This window comes from Anaerotignum propionicum (assembly GCF_024461735.1).
Lineage (GTDB): Bacteria > Bacillota > Clostridia > Lachnospirales > Anaerotignaceae > Chakrabartyella.
In genome coordinates, this window is record NZ_JANGAD010000001.1 from 425,631 (window position 1) to 443,870 (window position 18,240).

14 protein-coding genes and 1 tRNA gene are annotated in these 18,240 nt (G+C 37.1%); 12 read left to right on the forward strand and 3 right to left on the reverse strand.

Going from position 1 to position 18,240, the window contains the following annotated elements:
• Nucleotides 1–10: 10 nt before the first annotated feature.
• The 4 genes from NE558_RS02190 (at nucleotide 11) to NE558_RS02205 (ending at nucleotide 6,847) form a co-directional block, all read left to right on the forward strand.
• Complete coding sequence (locus NE558_RS02190; protein ID WP_256148277.1) at nucleotides 11–1,351, forward strand: TolC family protein; 1,341 nt, start codon at nucleotides 11–13, stop codon at nucleotides 1,349–1,351.
• A gap of 306 nt (nucleotides 1,352–1,657) precedes the next feature.
• A complete protein-coding gene (locus NE558_RS02195) occupies nucleotides 1,658–3,082 on the forward strand; it encodes a sigma 54-interacting transcriptional regulator (protein ID WP_256148278.1) in 1,425 nt (474 codons plus the stop codon).
• 392 nt (nucleotides 3,083–3,474) lie between these two features.
• A complete protein-coding gene (locus NE558_RS02200; protein WP_256148279.1) occupies nucleotides 3,475–4,749 on the forward strand; it encodes a serine dehydratase subunit alpha family protein in 1,275 nt (424 codons plus the stop codon).
• 622 nt (nucleotides 4,750–5,371) lie between these two features.
• Nucleotides 5,372–6,847, forward strand: a complete 1,476-nt coding sequence (locus NE558_RS02205; protein WP_256148280.1) for an RDD family protein — start codon at nucleotides 5,372–5,374, stop codon at nucleotides 6,845–6,847.
• A 163-nt stretch (nucleotides 6,848–7,010) separates the two neighbouring features.
• On the opposite strand, the gene NE558_RS02210 is transcribed toward NE558_RS02205, so the two are convergent.
• Both NE558_RS02210 and NE558_RS02215 read right to left on the reverse strand, forming a co-directional pair.
• On the reverse strand, nucleotides 7,011–9,242 hold the full coding sequence (locus NE558_RS02210) for a DNA gyrase subunit A (protein WP_256148281.1): 2,232 nt from the start codon (nucleotides 9,240–9,242) through the stop codon (nucleotides 7,011–7,013).
• Nucleotides 9,243–9,259: 17 nt separating this feature from the next.
• A complete protein-coding gene (locus NE558_RS02215) occupies nucleotides 9,260–11,236 on the reverse strand; it encodes a DNA gyrase/topoisomerase IV subunit B (protein WP_256148282.1) in 1,977 nt (658 codons plus the stop codon).
• A gap of 291 nt (nucleotides 11,237–11,527) precedes the next feature.
• Here NE558_RS02215 and NE558_RS02220 point away from each other — a divergent pair.
• The 6 genes from NE558_RS02220 to NE558_RS02245 all read left to right on the forward strand — a co-directional run bounded on the left by NE558_RS02220 (nucleotide 11,528) and on the right by NE558_RS02245 (nucleotide 15,858).
• Nucleotides 11,528–11,618 (forward strand) — tRNA-Ser (locus tag NE558_RS02220).
• Between the two features lie 108 nt (nucleotides 11,619–11,726).
• The gene (locus tag NE558_RS02225; RefSeq protein WP_256148283.1) at nucleotides 11,727–12,140 is read left to right on the forward strand and encodes a hypothetical protein; all 414 of its coding nucleotides are present in this window, start codon (nucleotides 11,727–11,729) and stop codon (nucleotides 12,138–12,140) included.
• A gap of 251 nt (nucleotides 12,141–12,391) precedes the next feature.
• Complete coding sequence (locus tag NE558_RS02230) at nucleotides 12,392–12,841, forward strand: hypothetical protein (RefSeq protein WP_256148284.1); 450 nt, start codon at nucleotides 12,392–12,394, stop codon at nucleotides 12,839–12,841.
• A 228-nt stretch (nucleotides 12,842–13,069) separates the two neighbouring features.
• Complete coding sequence (locus tag NE558_RS02235) at nucleotides 13,070–13,591, forward strand: YbhB/YbcL family Raf kinase inhibitor-like protein (RefSeq protein WP_256148285.1); 522 nt, start codon at nucleotides 13,070–13,072, stop codon at nucleotides 13,589–13,591.
• Between the two features lie 246 nt (nucleotides 13,592–13,837).
• A complete protein-coding gene (locus NE558_RS02240; RefSeq protein WP_256148286.1) occupies nucleotides 13,838–14,575 on the forward strand; it encodes a LytR/AlgR family response regulator transcription factor in 738 nt (245 codons plus the stop codon).
• Complete coding sequence (locus NE558_RS02245) at nucleotides 14,572–15,858, forward strand: ATP-binding protein (protein ID WP_256148287.1); 1,287 nt, start codon at nucleotides 14,572–14,574, stop codon at nucleotides 15,856–15,858. Before NE558_RS02240 ends, NE558_RS02245 begins: the two co-directional genes overlap by 4 nt.
• 468 nt (nucleotides 15,859–16,326) lie before the next feature.
• Here NE558_RS02245 and NE558_RS02250 read toward each other — a convergent pair whose 3' ends face one another.
• Nucleotides 16,327–16,761, reverse strand: coding sequence for a MarR family winged helix-turn-helix transcriptional regulator (locus NE558_RS02250; protein ID WP_256148288.1), 435 nt, complete (start codon nucleotides 16,759–16,761; stop codon nucleotides 16,327–16,329).
• A 186-nt stretch (nucleotides 16,762–16,947) separates the two neighbouring features.
• On the opposite strand from NE558_RS02250, the gene NE558_RS02255 reads away from it, so the two are divergent.
• Entirely contained in the window at nucleotides 16,948–17,643 is a 696-nt protein-coding gene (locus NE558_RS02255) for an MBL fold metallo-hydrolase (protein WP_256148289.1), read from the forward strand.
• 336 nt (nucleotides 17,644–17,979) lie between these two features.
• Complete coding sequence (locus NE558_RS02260; protein WP_256148290.1) at nucleotides 17,980–18,237, forward strand: YdeI/OmpD-associated family protein; 258 nt, start codon at nucleotides 17,980–17,982, stop codon at nucleotides 18,235–18,237.
• The last annotated feature ends 3 nt before the right edge of the window (nucleotides 18,238–18,240 follow it).

The following is an 18,240-nucleotide window of genomic DNA, read 5'->3' on the forward strand; positions in this document are numbered from 1 at the left end:
AGAGTGAAGTATGATGAATATCAAATATCAAAAGGGAAGTGCTTTGTTTTTGGCAGGCATTCTGACTTTTAGCATGACAGCGCCGGCTTTTGCGAAAGTTCGGGTTGCAACTGAGGCAGAGGAAACCATAACAGGCCCTATGACTTTAGAGCAAATTCAAAAGGAAGTATTGAAAAACAATCGTATTAAAACCACAATGGAATTGAATTATAAAAAAATTCTTGCGGGGTTGGATGCCATTGATGACGGTTTGAGTGATTTAAAAGATGCGCAAGATAGTGCGGCCCATGCAAGGCGAGCGGCAGGTGACGCGGCGGCGGCAGGAAAAGGTACCATTGGCAGTGTGATTTCCCCAACTTCCCCAGCATCCGATCAGGTTTTAGGTGGTGTAAGCAGTGGCTTGCTTTCAGGTAGTGCAAAGATGGCTAGTGCCATGGAGGATATGACGGATAGCATTGCAGATAGCAAAAGAGACGACTTGGAAGATCAGCAACAGGATTTAAAAAATAAAAAGCAGGACTTAAATAAGACTCAAGAGGATTGGAGCAATCAAGCCTTGTTGGTTTCTCAGCTTTTGGTGGAAAAGACTGTGCAGATAGAAAGCGGCATCCGCCTTCTTGAAGAAAAGCAACAATTATTGGAGCGAGTATATCAAATAACAGAGAAAAAGGCGGCATTAGGCTTAAGCATTGATGTGGATTTAAAGCAAGCTAAGCTTACTGTACAACAAAATAGTAAGGATATTCAAGATGCTAAGGATGGTTTGATACTCATAAAGCGTCAGCTAAACGATTTGATGGGCAGACCCATTGATGATACCTTGGAAGTGGTTGCGCCTGATCGTGCTAGAATAATAGAATATGCACCTGAATACAGCGAGGAATTGCTAAAGGAAGCCATTGACAATAATTATCAGTTGAAAACCTTGCAAAGAGACTATCAGCAGGCAGAGAAGAAGACTAAGGATTATACGCTATATTCGGGACAAATAAAGGCTCATGAGGTAGATATGGATATTGCCAAGGTATCCGTGGAAACACAAAAAACCAATATTGCCAATGATTTAAAGAAAAAGCTGGATAGCATCAATAAGGCTGCTACGGCTTATCAACTTCAAAAAGATACCTCTGAAAAAGCCAAAATTCAGTGGGAACAACAGCAGAAATCTGCCAAATTAGGTTTGATTTCTTCAGTAGAGATTCAAGGGCTACAACTTCAATTTGAACAAAATGATCTTGCTCTCATGCAAGCCGCTTATGATTATGATTTGGCTTGGGAGGAATATCGCTTGTTAATGAAAGGAACCTCTTTGGATATCTATAGTAATTATAAAGCAAGAATCAGCGGCTAATTTTATTTAAGAACAATCAAAAAACCTACATTGCTTGCAAAAAATAATATGCATTGCATTGTAGGTTTTATTTTATCTTATTCCCAAAAACTATTTTAATATTTCTTATAGTTACTATTTGAGGGTATTTTTCTCTGTTAGATATCTACATGATACTCGGCTAGAAAATGATACGCAATGTCTGTGTCTTTAGGCTGAATAAAAATCATACGAGACTTCCTTAAAAAAGCAATGGAAAAGGGATATCATTTTTATTGAGTCCCAATTAATTTTCAGCTATACTGAAAAGAGAAAGAGGTGACCAATGTGACTGCTTTGATGAAAATTCAGACCTTTATTCAAGCCTATGCCCAAGCAATTTCGTCTATTTTAGAATGTGATGTAACGGTGGTGGATAACCAATTAATACGAGTGGCAGGAACGGGAAATTATGCCTTCGAAGTGGGAAATACCATTGCCCATGCTAAGTTTTTTCATGAAATTTTGAAATCAGGGAAATGCGGCATTATCACCAATGCGGCGGAGGACCCTAGTTGTATTGGCTGTGAAAAGCGTGCTTACTGTAAGGAATTGGCAGACTTAGCATATCCAATTTTCAAAGATGAGATTGTAGTAGGGGTAATTTCCATTGTTGCCTTTGAAGAAGGACAGCGGGAAAGCCTGCTGAAAAATCGAGGAAAATTAGAGGAGTTTTTAAAATATATGACCATGCTTTTGGAAAGCAAGCTGTATACCGCTGAAGCACGGGATCGCTTAGAGCAGCAGTTACAGGTGGTTCACGATGATAAAAAGGGATGGTCTTTTGTGGGAAAAAGTCAAAAAATGCAAGAAGCCATTGCCATTGGCTGCAAGGTTGCCAAATCCGGTTCCACTGTTTTTTTGCGTGGCGAAAGTGGAACAGGGAAGGAAATTATGGCCAAGATGATTCATGGACTGAGCCAAAGATGTGATAAACTTATGATTTCCATTAACTGCGCAGCAATTCCTGAAAACTTGGTGGAAAGTGAGCTCTTTGGTTACGAAGAAGGTGCTTTTACCGGTGCAAAGAAAAAGGGTGCAATCGGAAAGTTTGAGTTGGCGGATAAAAGCACTATCTTTTTGGATGAAATCGGAGATATGCCCCTACATGTGCAAACAAAGCTTTTGCGTGTTTTACAAGAAAATAAGCTTGAGCGCATTGGTGGACACAAGCAGATTCCCATTGATATTCGGGTGATTTGTGCCACCAATAAAAACATTGAGCAAATGGTGCAAGAAGGAACCTTTCGGGAGGATTTATATTACCGCTTAAATATAATCCCCATTGAGTTACCTCCTTTGCGCACCAGAAAAGAGGATATTCCCCCGTTGGTGGATCACTATATTGAGTATTATAATCAGAAGTTGAGCAAACATATTAAAGGTGTGACAGCAGAAGTAATGCAGACTTTAGTTAACTACAATTGGCCTGGAAATGTTAGAGAATTAAAAAATATTATGGAGTATTTAGCAAACATTGTAGAATCTGAAGAAGTACAGCTTTCTGACTTGCCTGACCATATTGTATTACGATCTACAAAGGGCTATGATGCTTGGTCATTGGATAAAATAATGGAAGAATATGAAAAACGAGTGCTCTCTAATTTAATTAAAGAGGATGACTCTGTAGAGGAGAAAGAAAAGTTGGCAGAGACTCTGCAAATTAGCCGTGCAACCCTCTATCGGAAATTAAAAAAACACAATTTACTGTAATCTCATTTTTGAGAAACTATCTCATGAATGAGAAAGAAATCATATAAAAAATCATATAAAAAAGTGCCCTTTTGCAAAGCACATTCTTGTGGGAAATGCAAGGGCTTTTTTTATTTATGAAACAGTAGAGATAAAATGATATCCCTTGAAATACGTTTCTGTATTTAAATATTTAAGTGAGTAAAAAATATCTAATCCTTAAAATAGCAATCCTTTTTTTGTTTCAGTTTCCCTCTGTAAAAATAAAAAAATGGTTTTCTAATACATTCTCAATGTTGAGAAAAATGCCGGCAAACGGTAGCGGAAAATATGTGATTTCCTTTTGGCATTTATTTTGCTCTATATAACTGTGTAAAGAAGAGACGGTTGTAATGTTCAAGGAGGAAGTGACGATGGATATGAATCTAGTATTGGATAAAATAAAGGCTGAGATGAAGCCAAGTATGGGGTGCACAGAGCCTGTTGCAATTGGATTGGCAGTTTCCAGAACCTGTGAGATGTTGAAAAAACCTGCAACCCATTTAGACATGATTATTAGCTCTAATATTTTCAAAAATGCTTATAGCGTACAAATTCCCAATGCAGGAACCAATGGGATTGAGCTTTCCTGTACATTAGGTTTTGTTCTAAGCAAGCCAGGAAATACCATGGAGATTTTTGCTGAAATTCTTCCTGAGCAGGTTGAGAGAGCAAAAAAATTGGTGAAGGATGGATTTGTTTCTGTAAAAGTTCTTCCCAGCAGTGAGTTTTATATTGAGTGCTTTGCAATCAATGAGGAAGAAAGGGCACATACCATAACCGAAAAGGCTCATGACAATTTAATTTTATCGGAAGTTAATGGCGAAGTGATTATTGATAAACGGACTCTTTCTGCATCAGAGAGCACAATCAATGGTTTTGATATAACCAAGTATTCCTTTGCTGATTTTTATGAATGGGCGAATACCATTGATGCGAGGGATTTGGCTTTTATCAAAGAAGGTATTGATATGAATTTGGCAGTAGCCCAGATTGGGATGCAGAAAAAGTATGCCATCGGCGTTGGGCCTGCATTGAAGAACTTAGTGGGAAAAGGTCTGATTGCCAATGATATGCTGACGGAGATTAAGCAACTTACCGCAGCTGCCAGTGATTTTCGTATGAGTGGCGGTAATGGTTCAGTTATGACGTTTTTGGGTAGTGGTAATCAAGGGATTGAAACCATGGTACCCATGGCGATTTTTGCGAAACATAGAAATGTTCCCGAAGAGACGCTTTTAAGAGCTGAGTTTTTGGGTATGTTGGTAATCATGTATATGAAGTATCATGTTGGCCGTCTATCCCCAATTTGTGGGGCTACCTTGGCGGCATCAGGTGGTGCCGCAGGCATGACATATATGATGGGAGGCAATTTAAATCAGATTTCTGGCGCAGTGCAAAATATGATGGGTGGTGTTGCCGGTATGTTCTGTGATGGCGCAAAGGGCGGTTGCTCCTTAAAGCTATCTGTTTGTGCAGGTGAGGCGGTTTACTCAGCAATGCTAGCTATGGATGACAGCATTATTCAGGCAACTGATGGGTTTATCAGTGAAAAAGTGGAAGATACAGCAAAAAATTTGGCTAGACTTTCCCATGAAGGCTTGGCAGATGTTGATATGAAGGTAATTGAAATTATGATGGCAAAATAAAGAGTAATTGCCATTTCTGATTTAGCTTTTTTAAGAGACCATTAAAAGTATTTAGGAAATCATTGATAAAGAATAAGTGCGTTTAAAATTTTATAAATGGGAGATAATACTTCTTAGGACACCTCTATATTTTAAACGTAAATCTTTTTTATGAAATGCTAATTCAGAATTTTTTGTTTCTTCACACCCCCCGTTTTGCACAATGGCGTGCCAAAAGGGGGAAATAAGGAAATCAATTATTTCAATATAAATTCCCCCGAAAAGACTCCTTATTTTTAAGGAGTTTTTTCATATCTTCAATATTCTTAGACTTTAAGCATATAAAATGCCACAAACAGTGGTTTTACAATAATTTAACGACTTGCATAAGCTTGTGAACATTTATGTATAAGTAATGCACTAGTAACAACGTGCCTTAAAAGCTTGATTTATCAGGTTTTTAAAACATATCTTACAATAGTCTTAAGTTTCTATGAAAGCATTGCGGTCTTTCTTAATGATTGGTAGACTATTACAGGTAAAATAATACAATTAATGTTTCTTGCAAGGGGCGGGTGCTTTTGGGGGGCGTGCGTCATGAGAGTGCAATTAGGGGTAAGAAAGTGATAAAAGGGGGAAATGTATGACGAAGGAAGAAATTCGTGCTGTTTATGGTGTGGAAATAAGCTCCATAGAGCGTTTTCGTAGCAACGGCTTAGTTACGCCAAGAAGGCTGGAAGATGGGTCTCTGGTATATAGTGAGGCAGACGGAGAAATGTTTCAAAGGTTGGTATTGTTAGATATTGTGGGAGTTTCGGAAAATGATTTTGTAGAATTGCGGAGTAAGGAAACAACACTAAAGTTGTTATTACAAAGACAAATGTGGCGGCTGGAGGATGGCTGCTTGGCTAAGGCGATTTGCAAAGATATTCTGGAGGAAGAGGGGGATTTAAAAAGTTTTGATGCCCTAAAATATCTGGAACGATTAAAAGCCTACGAGCATGAACCTGAGAAAATCCTCATATATGGCCCAAATTATCGAAATCAGGTTTTTCGGCCATGGCGTAGGTATTTTGCCAGGGGGTTGGATGCATCCATCTATGCATTAATTTTCAATGCTATCCTTGGTTTTATTTTACATGTGAATTTAATGAATGAAGGATGGTTGGTGCGAATCGTAGAAGCCATAGTTGCAGTGATTATAATGCTTTTGATTGAGCCTTTGTTATTAAATCGTTTTGGTACCACCTTTGGTAAATGGGTATTTGGTTTAAGGGTGGAGAAGACTGATGGTAATCCACTCTCTTATAAAGACGGTTTGCGCCGTACATGGGGGATGATTGGCAAGGGTCAAGGTTATGAGGTTCCAATTTATAACTTAGTGCGCTTATACAAGAGCTATAAATTATGTAAACAAAAAGAGGTTCAGCCTTGGGATGAAGGCGTTTCCTATACCATAAAGGACACGAAAGGGTTCCGAGTGGTTGCTTGTATCCTTTTAAATGTTGTTATAGTATTTATCTCATCTGTAATGTTGCAGGTACAGCAATTACCTCCTAACCGTGGGGATATTACCCTTGAACAGTTTGCTGAAAACTATAATTACTTCTGCAAATATTATGATGTGAATGATTGGTTATACATGGATCAGAATGGTCAGTTGGTAGACAAATATACTGATGGAGTAGTGGACAGAGATAATATGATACATATTAGCACGCTTAGAACAGTTTTTGCATATGATCCAACTGAGGAACTGCCAAATTATAACTATAGAATTGAAAATGCATATTTAAAAGAAGTATCCTTTGTTTATGGTGTGGAAAATAAAGAGCATTGGACAGATAAGGAAAAAATACAGCAATATTTGATTGGCATGGCTTTTGGTGGTACTGATAAAGAAGTTAAAATATTATTTCCTAATACCTCGGAAGTTATTTTATCAAAAATGAGATACGTAGATAATTTTAATTTCACCAGTGGAAACACCAGATACTTCTGCAATGTGGAAAAGATGGGTTACGAAGGTAATGATTTTATTACCCCCTTGGAGAATGGCCAAAGATCTTATTACAAAATGAATTTTTCTGTTACGAAGGAAAAAGAGGAGATTAATTAAACAAAAATATTGAAGTTATAAAGAAATGGAAGCAATAAAAAAAGCGGTAGTTTCCGGATATGGAAATTACCGCTTTAGTTTGTCTAGCAACGCATTGAATAAAATCTACAATGAGCTTTGCCCATCGACAAAAAAGGGCGAATTAAGATTTTTATGCTGATGATTACTTTTCTTCATCTAAGCGCAGCTGCTCTTGCAATCCGTTGGCAGCCTTATCTTTTTCTTGAATGAAATGCCCTGTGGAGGGTACTTTTTTTGTGCGGTAATATTCAATATCTTCGGAAAGAAAGGCTTCCGGTTTGATTACAGCAGTAATCACGCTGTTTTTCTTTAAGGTATAAACCTGAATCCCAGAGGCACTTTTTGAGGCATTGATGGGAATCATATCTGTGTTTAATAAGGTAGCCTTGTCACGATTACGCATTAAAACAAAATCTGTATCTTCCTCCAGCTTCTCCATATAAACCAGTTTCGCACGGGATGAATAGGCATTGACCAGCTTGCGACGGTTCATTTTTGTAGCATATGCGGATAGCTGAACTTTCGCAGCTTTTCCGTTTTCAAAGAAGAATACCACAAAGCCCGAATAATCCCCAGTTGCAGTCATAAAAATAATACGTTCCTCTGACTCCATACCCAAAAGATTTGGCAAATAATCTCCCAAAACACTAGCTTTTGTGTCAGAAATATCACTGGCTTTCATTTTATAAACATTATTTCGGTCAGAGAAAAATAAAATTTCGCTACGGTTGGTAGTTTCCAATTCATAAAGAATTTTATCCTCATCTTTTAGCTTTTGTTCTCCCGCAGAACGTAAAGAAGCAAGAGGGATCTTTTTGAAATAGTTCTCTTCGGTAAGGAACAAACGGATGCCATAATCTTCGATTAAGTCGTCCTTCGTAATGGTTACAACTGCGTCTTCCTGGACGATTTCTGTTTTTCTGGGTTTTCCGAATTTCTTTTGGACATTTTTCAGCTGTTTGCAAATGATAGCTTTGATTTTTCCATCGCTTTTTAAGGTATCTTTTAGATCTTGAATTTCCTCTGCTAAGGTTTTCAATTCTTCAATACGCTTTAATATATATTCTTTATTGATATTTCTCAATTTGATTTCTGCTATATATTCCCCTTGGATCTGGTCAATTTCAAACCCACTCATTAAATTTGGAACAACCATGCTTTCTTGCTCTGTATTACGGATAATGGCAATTGCTTTGTCAATATCCATGAGAATTTTAGAAAGACCCATTAATAAATGATATTTTTCCTCTTTTTTATTAATATCAAAGGCTAGTTGACGTCGAATAGACTCTACACGAAAGTCCACCCAATATTTCAAAATATCTCCCACACCTAAGGTCATTGGTCTGCCTTGAATGAGAATATTGAAATTGCAGCTAAAGCTGTCCGAAAGGGGGGTCAACGTAAAAAGTTTATGCATCAAAAGCTCTGGATTGGTGTTTCTTTTGATGTCTAAAGTGATTTTTAGACCACTCAAGTCCGTTTCATCCCGAATGTCAGTTATATCTCTGATTTTTCCGCTTTTCACTAACGAAAGGATTTTATCAATAATGCTTTCAATGTTAGTGGTATAGGGTATTTCATAAACTTCAATACAGCTGTTATTCTTGTCAAAACGGTATTTTGCCCGAAGCTTAAAGCTGCCACGACCCGTTTGATAAATTTGTTCCAAATCTTTGCGGTTATAAATCAGTTCTCCCCCTGTTGAGAAATCTGGAGCAGGAAGATGGTCGCAAAGGTTAATGGTATTATCCTTGATATATTGTATGGTCGCTTCGCATAGCTCAGATAGATTAAAGCTGCAGATGGAGCTAGCCATACCCACGGCAATTCCTAGGTTTGGGTTAGCCAAAATATTAGGAAAGGTTGTGGGCAAAAGTGTTGGCTCCTTAATGGTACCATCGTAATTATCCACAAAGTCTACGGTATTTTTTTCGATATCTCCAAAAACCTCGGCACAAATTGTACCGAGCTTCACCTCGGTATAACGGGGGGCAGCGTATGCCATATCTTTGGAATATTGTTTACCAAAGTTCCCTTTGGAATCCACAAAAGGCACCAAAAGGGCACCGTTTCCTTCTGTTAAACGTACTAGTGTTTCGTATATTGCTCCATCCCCGTGGGGGTTTAATTTCATGGTCTGACCCACTACATTGGAGGATTTGGTTCTATCCCCCTTCAATAAATTCATGAGATACATGGTATATAAAAGCTTCCGGTGTGAGGGCTTAAATCCATCAATTTCGGGAATTGCACGGGAAACAATGACACTCATGGCATAGGGCATATAGTTTAATTCCAAAGTTTGGGTAATGGGTTGTTCTTGTATAAAGATTTCACTCACTTCAGTGTTTGTTGTTTTCTTTTTTGCCATTTTGGTACACCGCTTTCTTAACTAATGTCTGTCAATTCCAGATATTTGTAGCCTTCTTCGGCAATAAATTCTTTTCTGCCACTTAAATTTTCCCCCAATAAAAGCTCGAACATTTCTTGGGTACGTTTTGCATCATCAGGAGTAACCAATACCAATCGCCTAGTTTCAGGGTTCATAGTAGTTTCCCACATCATCTCAGGCTGATTTTCACCAAGCCCCTTAGAACGACTGATTTTTGTTTTACCTTTTAACTTGCCAAGAATTTCTGATTTTTCATTATCAGAATAGGCAAAATAAGTTTGTTTCCCATTTGTAATCTCATAAAGGGGAGATTCTGCAATGTAAACCTTTTTTTCATGTATTAAAGTTGGCACCAAACGGTAAAGCATGGTCAAAAGCAAAGTACGAATCTGAAAACCATCCACATCCGCATCGGTGCAAAGAATGATTTTGTTCCAACGCAGTTGGCTTAAATCAAAGGAATTTAAGTCAGAAGTATGCTTGGTTTTGATTTCAACACCACAGCCTAAAACCTTTAATAAATCCGTTATAATATCGTTGGCAAAAATTTTGTTGTAATCTGCTTTTAGACAGTTTAAGATTTTTCCACGGATAGGAATGATTGCCTGGAATTCGGCATCTCTGCCCAATTTACAGGCACCTAAGGCGGAATCACCCTCTACGATATATATTTCCCGACGATTGATGTCTTTTGTGCGGCAGTTTACGAATTTTTCCACACGATTATTCATATCTAAGGAGCCTGTCAGTTTTTTTCTGATAGAAATTCTGGTTTTCTCCGCTGTTTCCCGACTACGTTTGTTTGCCAAAACTTGCGCCGCAATTTTTTCTGCTTCCATTTTATTTTCGATAAAATAGATTTCCAGCTGCTCTCTAAAGTAATCCGTCATGGCATCTTGTATAAATTTATTTGTGATGGATTTTTTCGTTTGGTTCTCGTAGCTGGTTACAGTTGAAAAGGAGTTGATGACTAGAATTAAGCTGTCCTCAATATCAGTAAAGGTAATTTTTTTCTCATCCTTTTTGTATAAATTATTGCTTTTTAGGTATTTATCTATGGCGAAAACAAAAGCGTTTTTAACCGCTTTATCAGGGGATCCACCGTACTCCAAAAAGCTGGAATTATGGTAGTATTCAAGAATATTCACTTGATTATTAAAGCAAAAAGCCGCCTCAAATTTCAATTTATATTCTGGCTTATCCTCTCGGTCACGACCCTTTGTTTCTGTTTGCAAATAATGAACATCCGTAAGGTTGTCTGCTCCGGAAAGTTCCAGCAGATAGTCCTTAATGCCGTTTTTATAACAATAAATATATTTTTCTCCACTTTCCTCATCAAACAATTCAAAGGTCAAGCCTGCGTTAACCACAGCCTGTTTTTTTAAAATATCCTGAAAGTAGGTAAGGGGGATATTAATATCTGTAAATACATCCCGATCGGGACGCCATTTTATTTGTGTACCAGAGGGATGTTTTTCAGCCCCTTCTTTTATGAGACCGCCTACATTTTCGCCTTTTTCAAAGTGAAGGCTATGGCAGATTCCATCTCGATAAATCACTGCATCCATATATTCCGAAGCATACTGGGTTGCACAGGTACCAAGACCGTTAAGGCCCAAGCTGAATTCGTAGTTCTCACCGGTGTTATTTTGATATTTACCACCTGCGTAAAGCTCACAGAACACCAATTCCCAGTTGAAGCGATCTTCTTTGGAGTTATAATCAACGGGAATCCCTCGGCCATAATCTTTAACCATAATGGAATGGTCTTTATATCGAACGACTTCAATTTTATTTCCGAAGCCTTCTCTTGCCTCATCGATAGAGTTAGATAGGATTTCAAAAACTGCGTGTTCGCAGCCATCTAAGCCATCGGAACCAAAAATAACACCAGGGCGAAGGCGAACACGATCCGCACCCTTTAATGAGGTGATACTTTCGTTGGTATAATTTGATTTTTGTTGTGATTTCATGAAAACACCTGCTTCTTTTGTTATCTGACTCTATATATAGTTAGGAAGTAAAATTATCCCAATGTATATAGGGTAACATTAGTTTGCCTATAGTGTCAAGGCGGTGGAAAAAGGATATCGCTTTATTGTTGACAAAAAACTTGATTTTTTATGCTGGGGTTGTTATAATAAGTAAGCTTTCCACTGAAATTTGTTATAAATTTACAATGATTTTGAAACAGTATATAAGCTGATATTAAAAGCTTGGAATCAAAATCGTTATTAAAAAAACTGTATATCCTTTTTTATTATGGAAGCGTATCGAAGTGGTCATAACGGCCCTGACTCGAAATCAGGTAGTCCAGCAATGGGCTCGTGGGTTCGAATCCCACCGCTTCCGCCAAATTAAAGTCATGTATGAGAATTTGCTCATATATGACTTTTTTCTTTCTCTATGCTAAAATCAAAGGAAATACACATTATTAATATAAATATGCGAAAGGAGAAAAGTGTGAAAATTACGTATAAATATAGTTCAACAAAATCATTTTCCATAGGATTTGCAGTTTTAATTTGTATAGGTTTTCTGTTGACTCTTGCAAGATGGTACAGTGTTTTTAATAATGATTTTGTAATAATAAACTCTGAAATTCATTCACACATATCAAATTTATCTTTAAGCTTGATTGCTTATTTGGGCATAGGTTACTCCTGGCTTTTATTGGACGTGAAATTTCGTTTCATTGAAATTTTGGGAATGGCTATGATTGCGGGAAACTTTATTTGCGAAACGTTAATGGGGTTTATGAATACGCCCGACATTATAGATGCCATCTACGGTACAATGGGTATAGTAGTAGCATTTTTATTCTTGGCTATTACAAAAAAATACGGGTTAATGCCAACTAATCCAGAGAAACTGTAATGGTGTGAAGGAAGATTCTCATGTATAGTCCTACAAACGAATAAGCATCTCCTGAAGAACCATAGTTATTTTGCTGGTAGATTGTTTGAAGGAGTGATAGTTCGAAAATAAGAGGATATCCAGAATTAACGTGGCTCGCAAATTAAAGTCATGTATGAGGATATGAGCGCATATATGACTTTTTGCTTTCTCTATGCTAAAATCAGGGGTAATACACATTATTTATATTTCAGGAAAGAGGAAGGTTGACTATGAATAATAAAATGATTAAACAAAATCCTTGGCATTTATGGCTTATTGCAATATTTTTTCTTTTTATGTATCTTATGGGAATATATGATTTGTTTATGATGCTCAGCCATAATGAAGGCTACTACTTATCCCATGGATACGGCAGTCAGGTTATAAAGTATTTTACAAACTATCCCTTATTTTTTGGGGGCTTATGGGTAACGAACTTAATCTGTGGGTTTATTGCACCCATACTGCTGTTGATCCGTGTGAAAACTGCAACAATTTTTGCATTTATTTCTGCTGTCTCCGATCTGTTGTTAATCATCCTTACTTCTATATTCAGAAACCGATTACAAGTGCTGGGAGCAAAAGTGGCATACTTTGATGTCTTTATATTGTTGATAACTTTCGGTTTGTATATTTACTGTAATTCTTTTAAATATTACATTGATAAAACGGGCAAATAACCCTTTCCAAGTAACAGAAGAGTTTGAGCATAACCCAAAGCACTATAATTTTGAATTCTTGAGTATATTGTTTACGAAGTGATAGTTCAAATCCATATCCGAAAATAAGAGGATATCCAGATTTGACGTTGCTTGCAAATTAAAGTCATGTATGAGGGTTTGAACCCACTGCGCCTATTATGTGATTTTTGACACAAGGAAAATGAGAACAATGTGAGGTGAAGAAGTATGAAACAATTAGAAATTGTTTTTCCAGCTTTCAAAGAGGGAGATTGGATTCCAGTGGAATATACCGCAAGAGGAATGGACATTTCCCCTGAGATTCATTTGGCAGAAGTGAATGAACGTGCTATTTCTATAGCAATTACGCTAGATGATGTGTCACATCCTTTCTTCAAAAACTATAATCATTGGCTTATTTGGAACTTACCAATCCTAGCGATTATTCCCAAAGCTATACCAAAGGGTGAACCAACTGGAAGCCTTTTTGGTGCAAAGCAAGGCTTAGGGTATGGAAGGCATTGCTACAAAGGACCTAAACCACCATTTAAAATGATACACTACTATACTTTTACAGTTTTTATATTAGATACCAAATTAGTGTTACCTACAAAATCCACACGTGAAGACTTCTTCCGAGCAGGGGAGGGGCACATTTTGCAAAGAGCAGCTTATACAGGGAAGTTTCAAAGCCGTAGAAAACAACCAGAAACCGTGGCAGGTGGACAGTTCAATTTCACTACTAAATAGTGGGGTAGACATCTTAGTACATACAGCGGGCTGGAGTGAGCCTGTTTGCAGCGACGCTGTAGTCGGTTTGCTTTGAGAAATGTCCTTAATCCATCTTTAGATAAGAACTTTTGTATAAGCCGTTGAAACTCTTACAATGTTCTTATATAATTATTGTATCTTTTTATATCTACATATATCTTAGCATGGGGAGCACCCTTACGCTATACATGAAAAGAAATAACATAACATGAGGAAGTGACCGCCATGTTGAATATTGCATTATGTGATGACCAGCCAGCAGAGCTTGTCATCATAAATAACTACATAAAAGAATACCTTGAAACCAATAGAATTGATGCAGATGTTAAGGAATTCACCCATCCGGATAGGCTGTTGAATTCCATTGAATCCGAATGCTTTCATCTTTATCTCTTGGATATTGTCATGCCTATGGTCAGCGGAATTGAGCTTGGAAAAGAAATTCGCCGTCTTGATCGTGAGGCGCAAATAATTTATGCCACTACTGAGCCTCAGTTTGCGTTGCAGGCTTATGCTGTAAGCCCTATCAATTACCTTGTGAAGCCAATCAAAAAGGCACAACTGTTTGATACCTTGAGCCTTGCAATTTCCAAAATAGACCTTGGGCAGGAACAAACTTTTGCTGTTAAAACTGCGGATAGTTTGAGGGTAATAAAACTCTCGGATATTGCCTGCTGTGAATACTGCAATCATGCCGTTATGTTCAGATTAAAGAACGGAGAGAATGTATTGAGCCGCACGATTCGAGAGAATTTTTCGGAATATACTGCACGCATTTTGAAGGATAGACATTTTTTGCAATGCCATACATCCTTTGTGGTTAATCTGCGTTGGGTGGAGCGCTTTACCAAAGATAGTTTTACCCTTTGCGGTGGTAGAACTGTTCCCATCGCGGCAAAACAATACGCTTTGGTACGAGATACCTTTATGGATTACTTAATGGCAAAGGGGGTACAGCGATGAGCGCTCTTTTCCCTGATTTATTGCGGGCGGTGATTTCCACCACTGCTAATGTTTTGTTGATGATCTCCCTTTTGCAGCCTAAGTATTCAAAAAAAGTCACACTATTGACCATGTTTGTCGTTCTTGCTGCAGATTTAGGCACTGCTATTTACTGCTATCTCAGCGGAAACTTAACATTACTCTCAAAGCTGGACATTATCTTATTTGCGGTGTTATGTTTTGCTGTTCGACCTATGTTTAAGGATAACTTTATGCAGTGGTTATTTTCTTATATCACCGTTCAAAATATAAGTGACACTGTGATTATTTTAAGCTTTATTGGCTCAAGGCATTTACCTTATCCTCAATATACAAATTCTTTTTTGCGTCTTTTCCTGTTTTGCGCCTTTCTGGTGATTTTATGGCGCTATGTGCGTCCACTGTATCGGCAGGCAGTGGAGCGTTGGACAGCCTATTTCGCTGTGGCACTGGGGCTTTACATCACATTCAATTACTATGTGATGACTGCCGATGACGTTGTTGAGATGCTGACGCAGCAGGCGGTACCATTGATGTTGGTGATTTTTATTGGACTTGCGTCTTACACCTCCATTTTTCTCTCCCTCAAAAATCTGCAACGGGAGTTTCGAGTGAAAGAAGAAAACCAAAAATTGCAGGCAGAGCAGGAATATCTACAATTAGCTGCAGGAAATATGACACAGCGTCTTATGCTAATGGAGGAAGTGACCGCACAAAACACTCGTGCCGCCCATGACCGTCGTCATTTTAATAATGTACTTTTGGAGCTTTTGGAGCAAGAAAAAGTCGATGAGGCCACTGCTTTATTAAAAAAGCAAAATCAAACCACATATACAATTAGTAAGGTATACTGTGATAATCCTGCTGTCAATGCCGCTATTTGCCACTATGTTGCGCTAGCCAAACAGTCTGGCATTATAACAGAGCTTGAGCTTGATATACCCAGGAATTTGACCGTGGATTCTTTAGAGCTTTCTATGGTGGTTTCAAATTTGATGGAAAATGCGATTCAAGCCTGTGTTACATTACCAAAAAATCATCCTTCATATCTACGGTTTGTCTGTCGTAGTGTTGGACGGTTGCTGTTGGAAATGGAGAATCCTTGTACTTCCGACTCTGTTCTGGATGACCAAGGTCACCCTGTCACATGGGAAGATGGTCATGGCATAGGAAGTAAAAGTGTAATTGCTTTTGCAAAAAAATATGATGGAGAGCTGATGTATCAAATTGAAAATGAGATTTTTCGGGTACGACTTCTATTATAAAACTGATCTTTTAAGTTTTTAAAAGCTAATTAAGTGTAAAAATAAGCTTTTTAAGTGTAAAGGCTCATTTTTTATTCTTTAATTAGCGGCTATGCCATACAATAACAATTTCAACAAATATCCGTATTTGCTAAATTTAATCATACCCGTGAAGATTAACACACAGTAATTTTCATGGGTATTTATAATTCTTAATTAATTCTTCAAGCTATTTGGAGTTGACGTTGATTCATAAGTTTTTAAATATATCTGATAGAAAATCGAGAGAATGCTAGGTCGCAGGTTTATTATCACCGCAACTTAGCATTTTTTTATATGCACTACAACAGATATACTTTCATTCAGAGTTTTAAATGATTATCATCTACATTACTATTGTGAGAGCATTATTGATATATTTGAAAGACACAAAGTTAGACCTCAGTGATCTTAAGATTTCAATTCTGGTTAGTTGGTTTATTGATCTTATTATAAATTGTTCTTTAATGCTTTTGAGAATAACGATATAAACCTTTTTGACTCAGTCTCACTTAGTCCGCTTAAAAGCTGATTAAAGACTGTATATTCAGTCATAATATGTTCACGCTGGGCTTGGCTTCCCAGTTCAGTAAGCTCCAAATAGTATTCCCGTTTATCTTTTTGTGAGACTTTTCGTTTCACCAAGTTCTTTTTTTCCAGACGATTCACGGCACTAGTCAAGGTGCTTTTGGGTATTTTAAGTATTTTGCAAATATCTTTGAAAATAATATCTGAATGCTCCTCAATGGTTTGTAGAATACTTAAATCCACCATTGTTAGGCCATTTATATTATTATAATCAGGTTTATACATTTCTTCTCTTAGCTGATTACCAACGATATGCCATAAATAGTTTAATTCTTTTACTTTATCTAAGCTTGACATGAATACCTCCATATGATACGATTATCGTATTAATATAGTACGTTAATCGTATCATATTGTCAATCTATTTCTAAACAAAATACTATTTTAGATAGAAAAAATAAAAACAACCTTTACAGAATTATGCCCGAATTGTTAAGGCTGTTAAATATAAACCAATAAAATAAATTACAATGAGGGAACGTTATGAATGAAAAATATATCGTATTAAAATTAAGCTACACTTTTAATGAAATAGAGCAACTTGTCTTTCCGGTTGTTCTTTTTGGAATAGAGGATATTGTTTTAGTTGATTGTGGATATGCGGGCTCGTTAAAACAGTTAGAAGATCAGCTGCGTTATCATGATGTTGAACCCAGTACCCTCACCAAAATCGTATTAACCCATCAGGATGATGATCATATTGGTGCTGCTGCTGAATGGAAAGCAAAGTATCCCGCAACACAAATTCTTGCCTCCCATATTGAGGAACCTTATCTTTCAGGGAAAGCAAAAAATCTTCGACTTCAACAGGCAGAAGAAATGCAAAAACTTCTGCCAGAAGAACAGAAGGCGTGGGGAGAACAGTTTTGTGAAAGGTTTAGAAATCTTCAACCTTTAAGCATTAGTAGAAAGCTTTATTCTGGGGAAGTGTTTGATTGGGGTGGGGGTTGTGAAATTATTGAAACACCGGGACATACGCCTGGGCATATTTCAATTCGGTCATTGCATAATGATTTTTTAATTACAGGAGATGCTGCTGTATTAGAGGGAAATGAGTTAGTTATTGCAAATCCTGAATACAGTCTTAACCTTGAAGATGCGAAAAAATCCCTTGTAAAGATTTTGAGCTATAACTGTAAAAAGTATATTTGTTATCATGGTGGGATACTAAAAGGATAAGTTTTTTAATTAGCAAGTTTTTAAATTAATGACTTTTTTAGTATACAGTCCAAATATAAAAGAGTTTGTTCATAATGACAGAAAGATGGGTATATTTTAAGGCCCTTTGCTTAAAAATAAGAAGGTTAATATGATATTGGAGAAACTTTAAGGCTGAAAGCAGAATGCATTACTGCTATTAAAATCTATCGCTGATGTATTAACATGATATAATCACAATTTAATGTTCTCCATATAGGGAAGGGTCTTGTGTGGGTAAGAACAGCAAATTTATCAATTCTAAAAATTAATCATGCAACAGGAAAAAAATAGACATTAGGCGAAAGGAGAATAACGATGAATGATAAAAATTTTGTTGGAATGGGTCATAATCCCAATCCAAACGTTCCTGATTTACCCGAGGGTTTTGCTATGGCTCTTTTACAAGAACCAGATGCCAGAGACCGTTATGAAACATTAAATGATATGCAAAAGGCAAAGGTGATTTGCTACATCCAAAGCAACAATGAGTCAGGTTATGAGGCAAAAGAAAAGATTAATATTGCCATAAACAGTCTTAAAAACAACAATTTAGGTTTCACCAATGGGTTTTAGAAT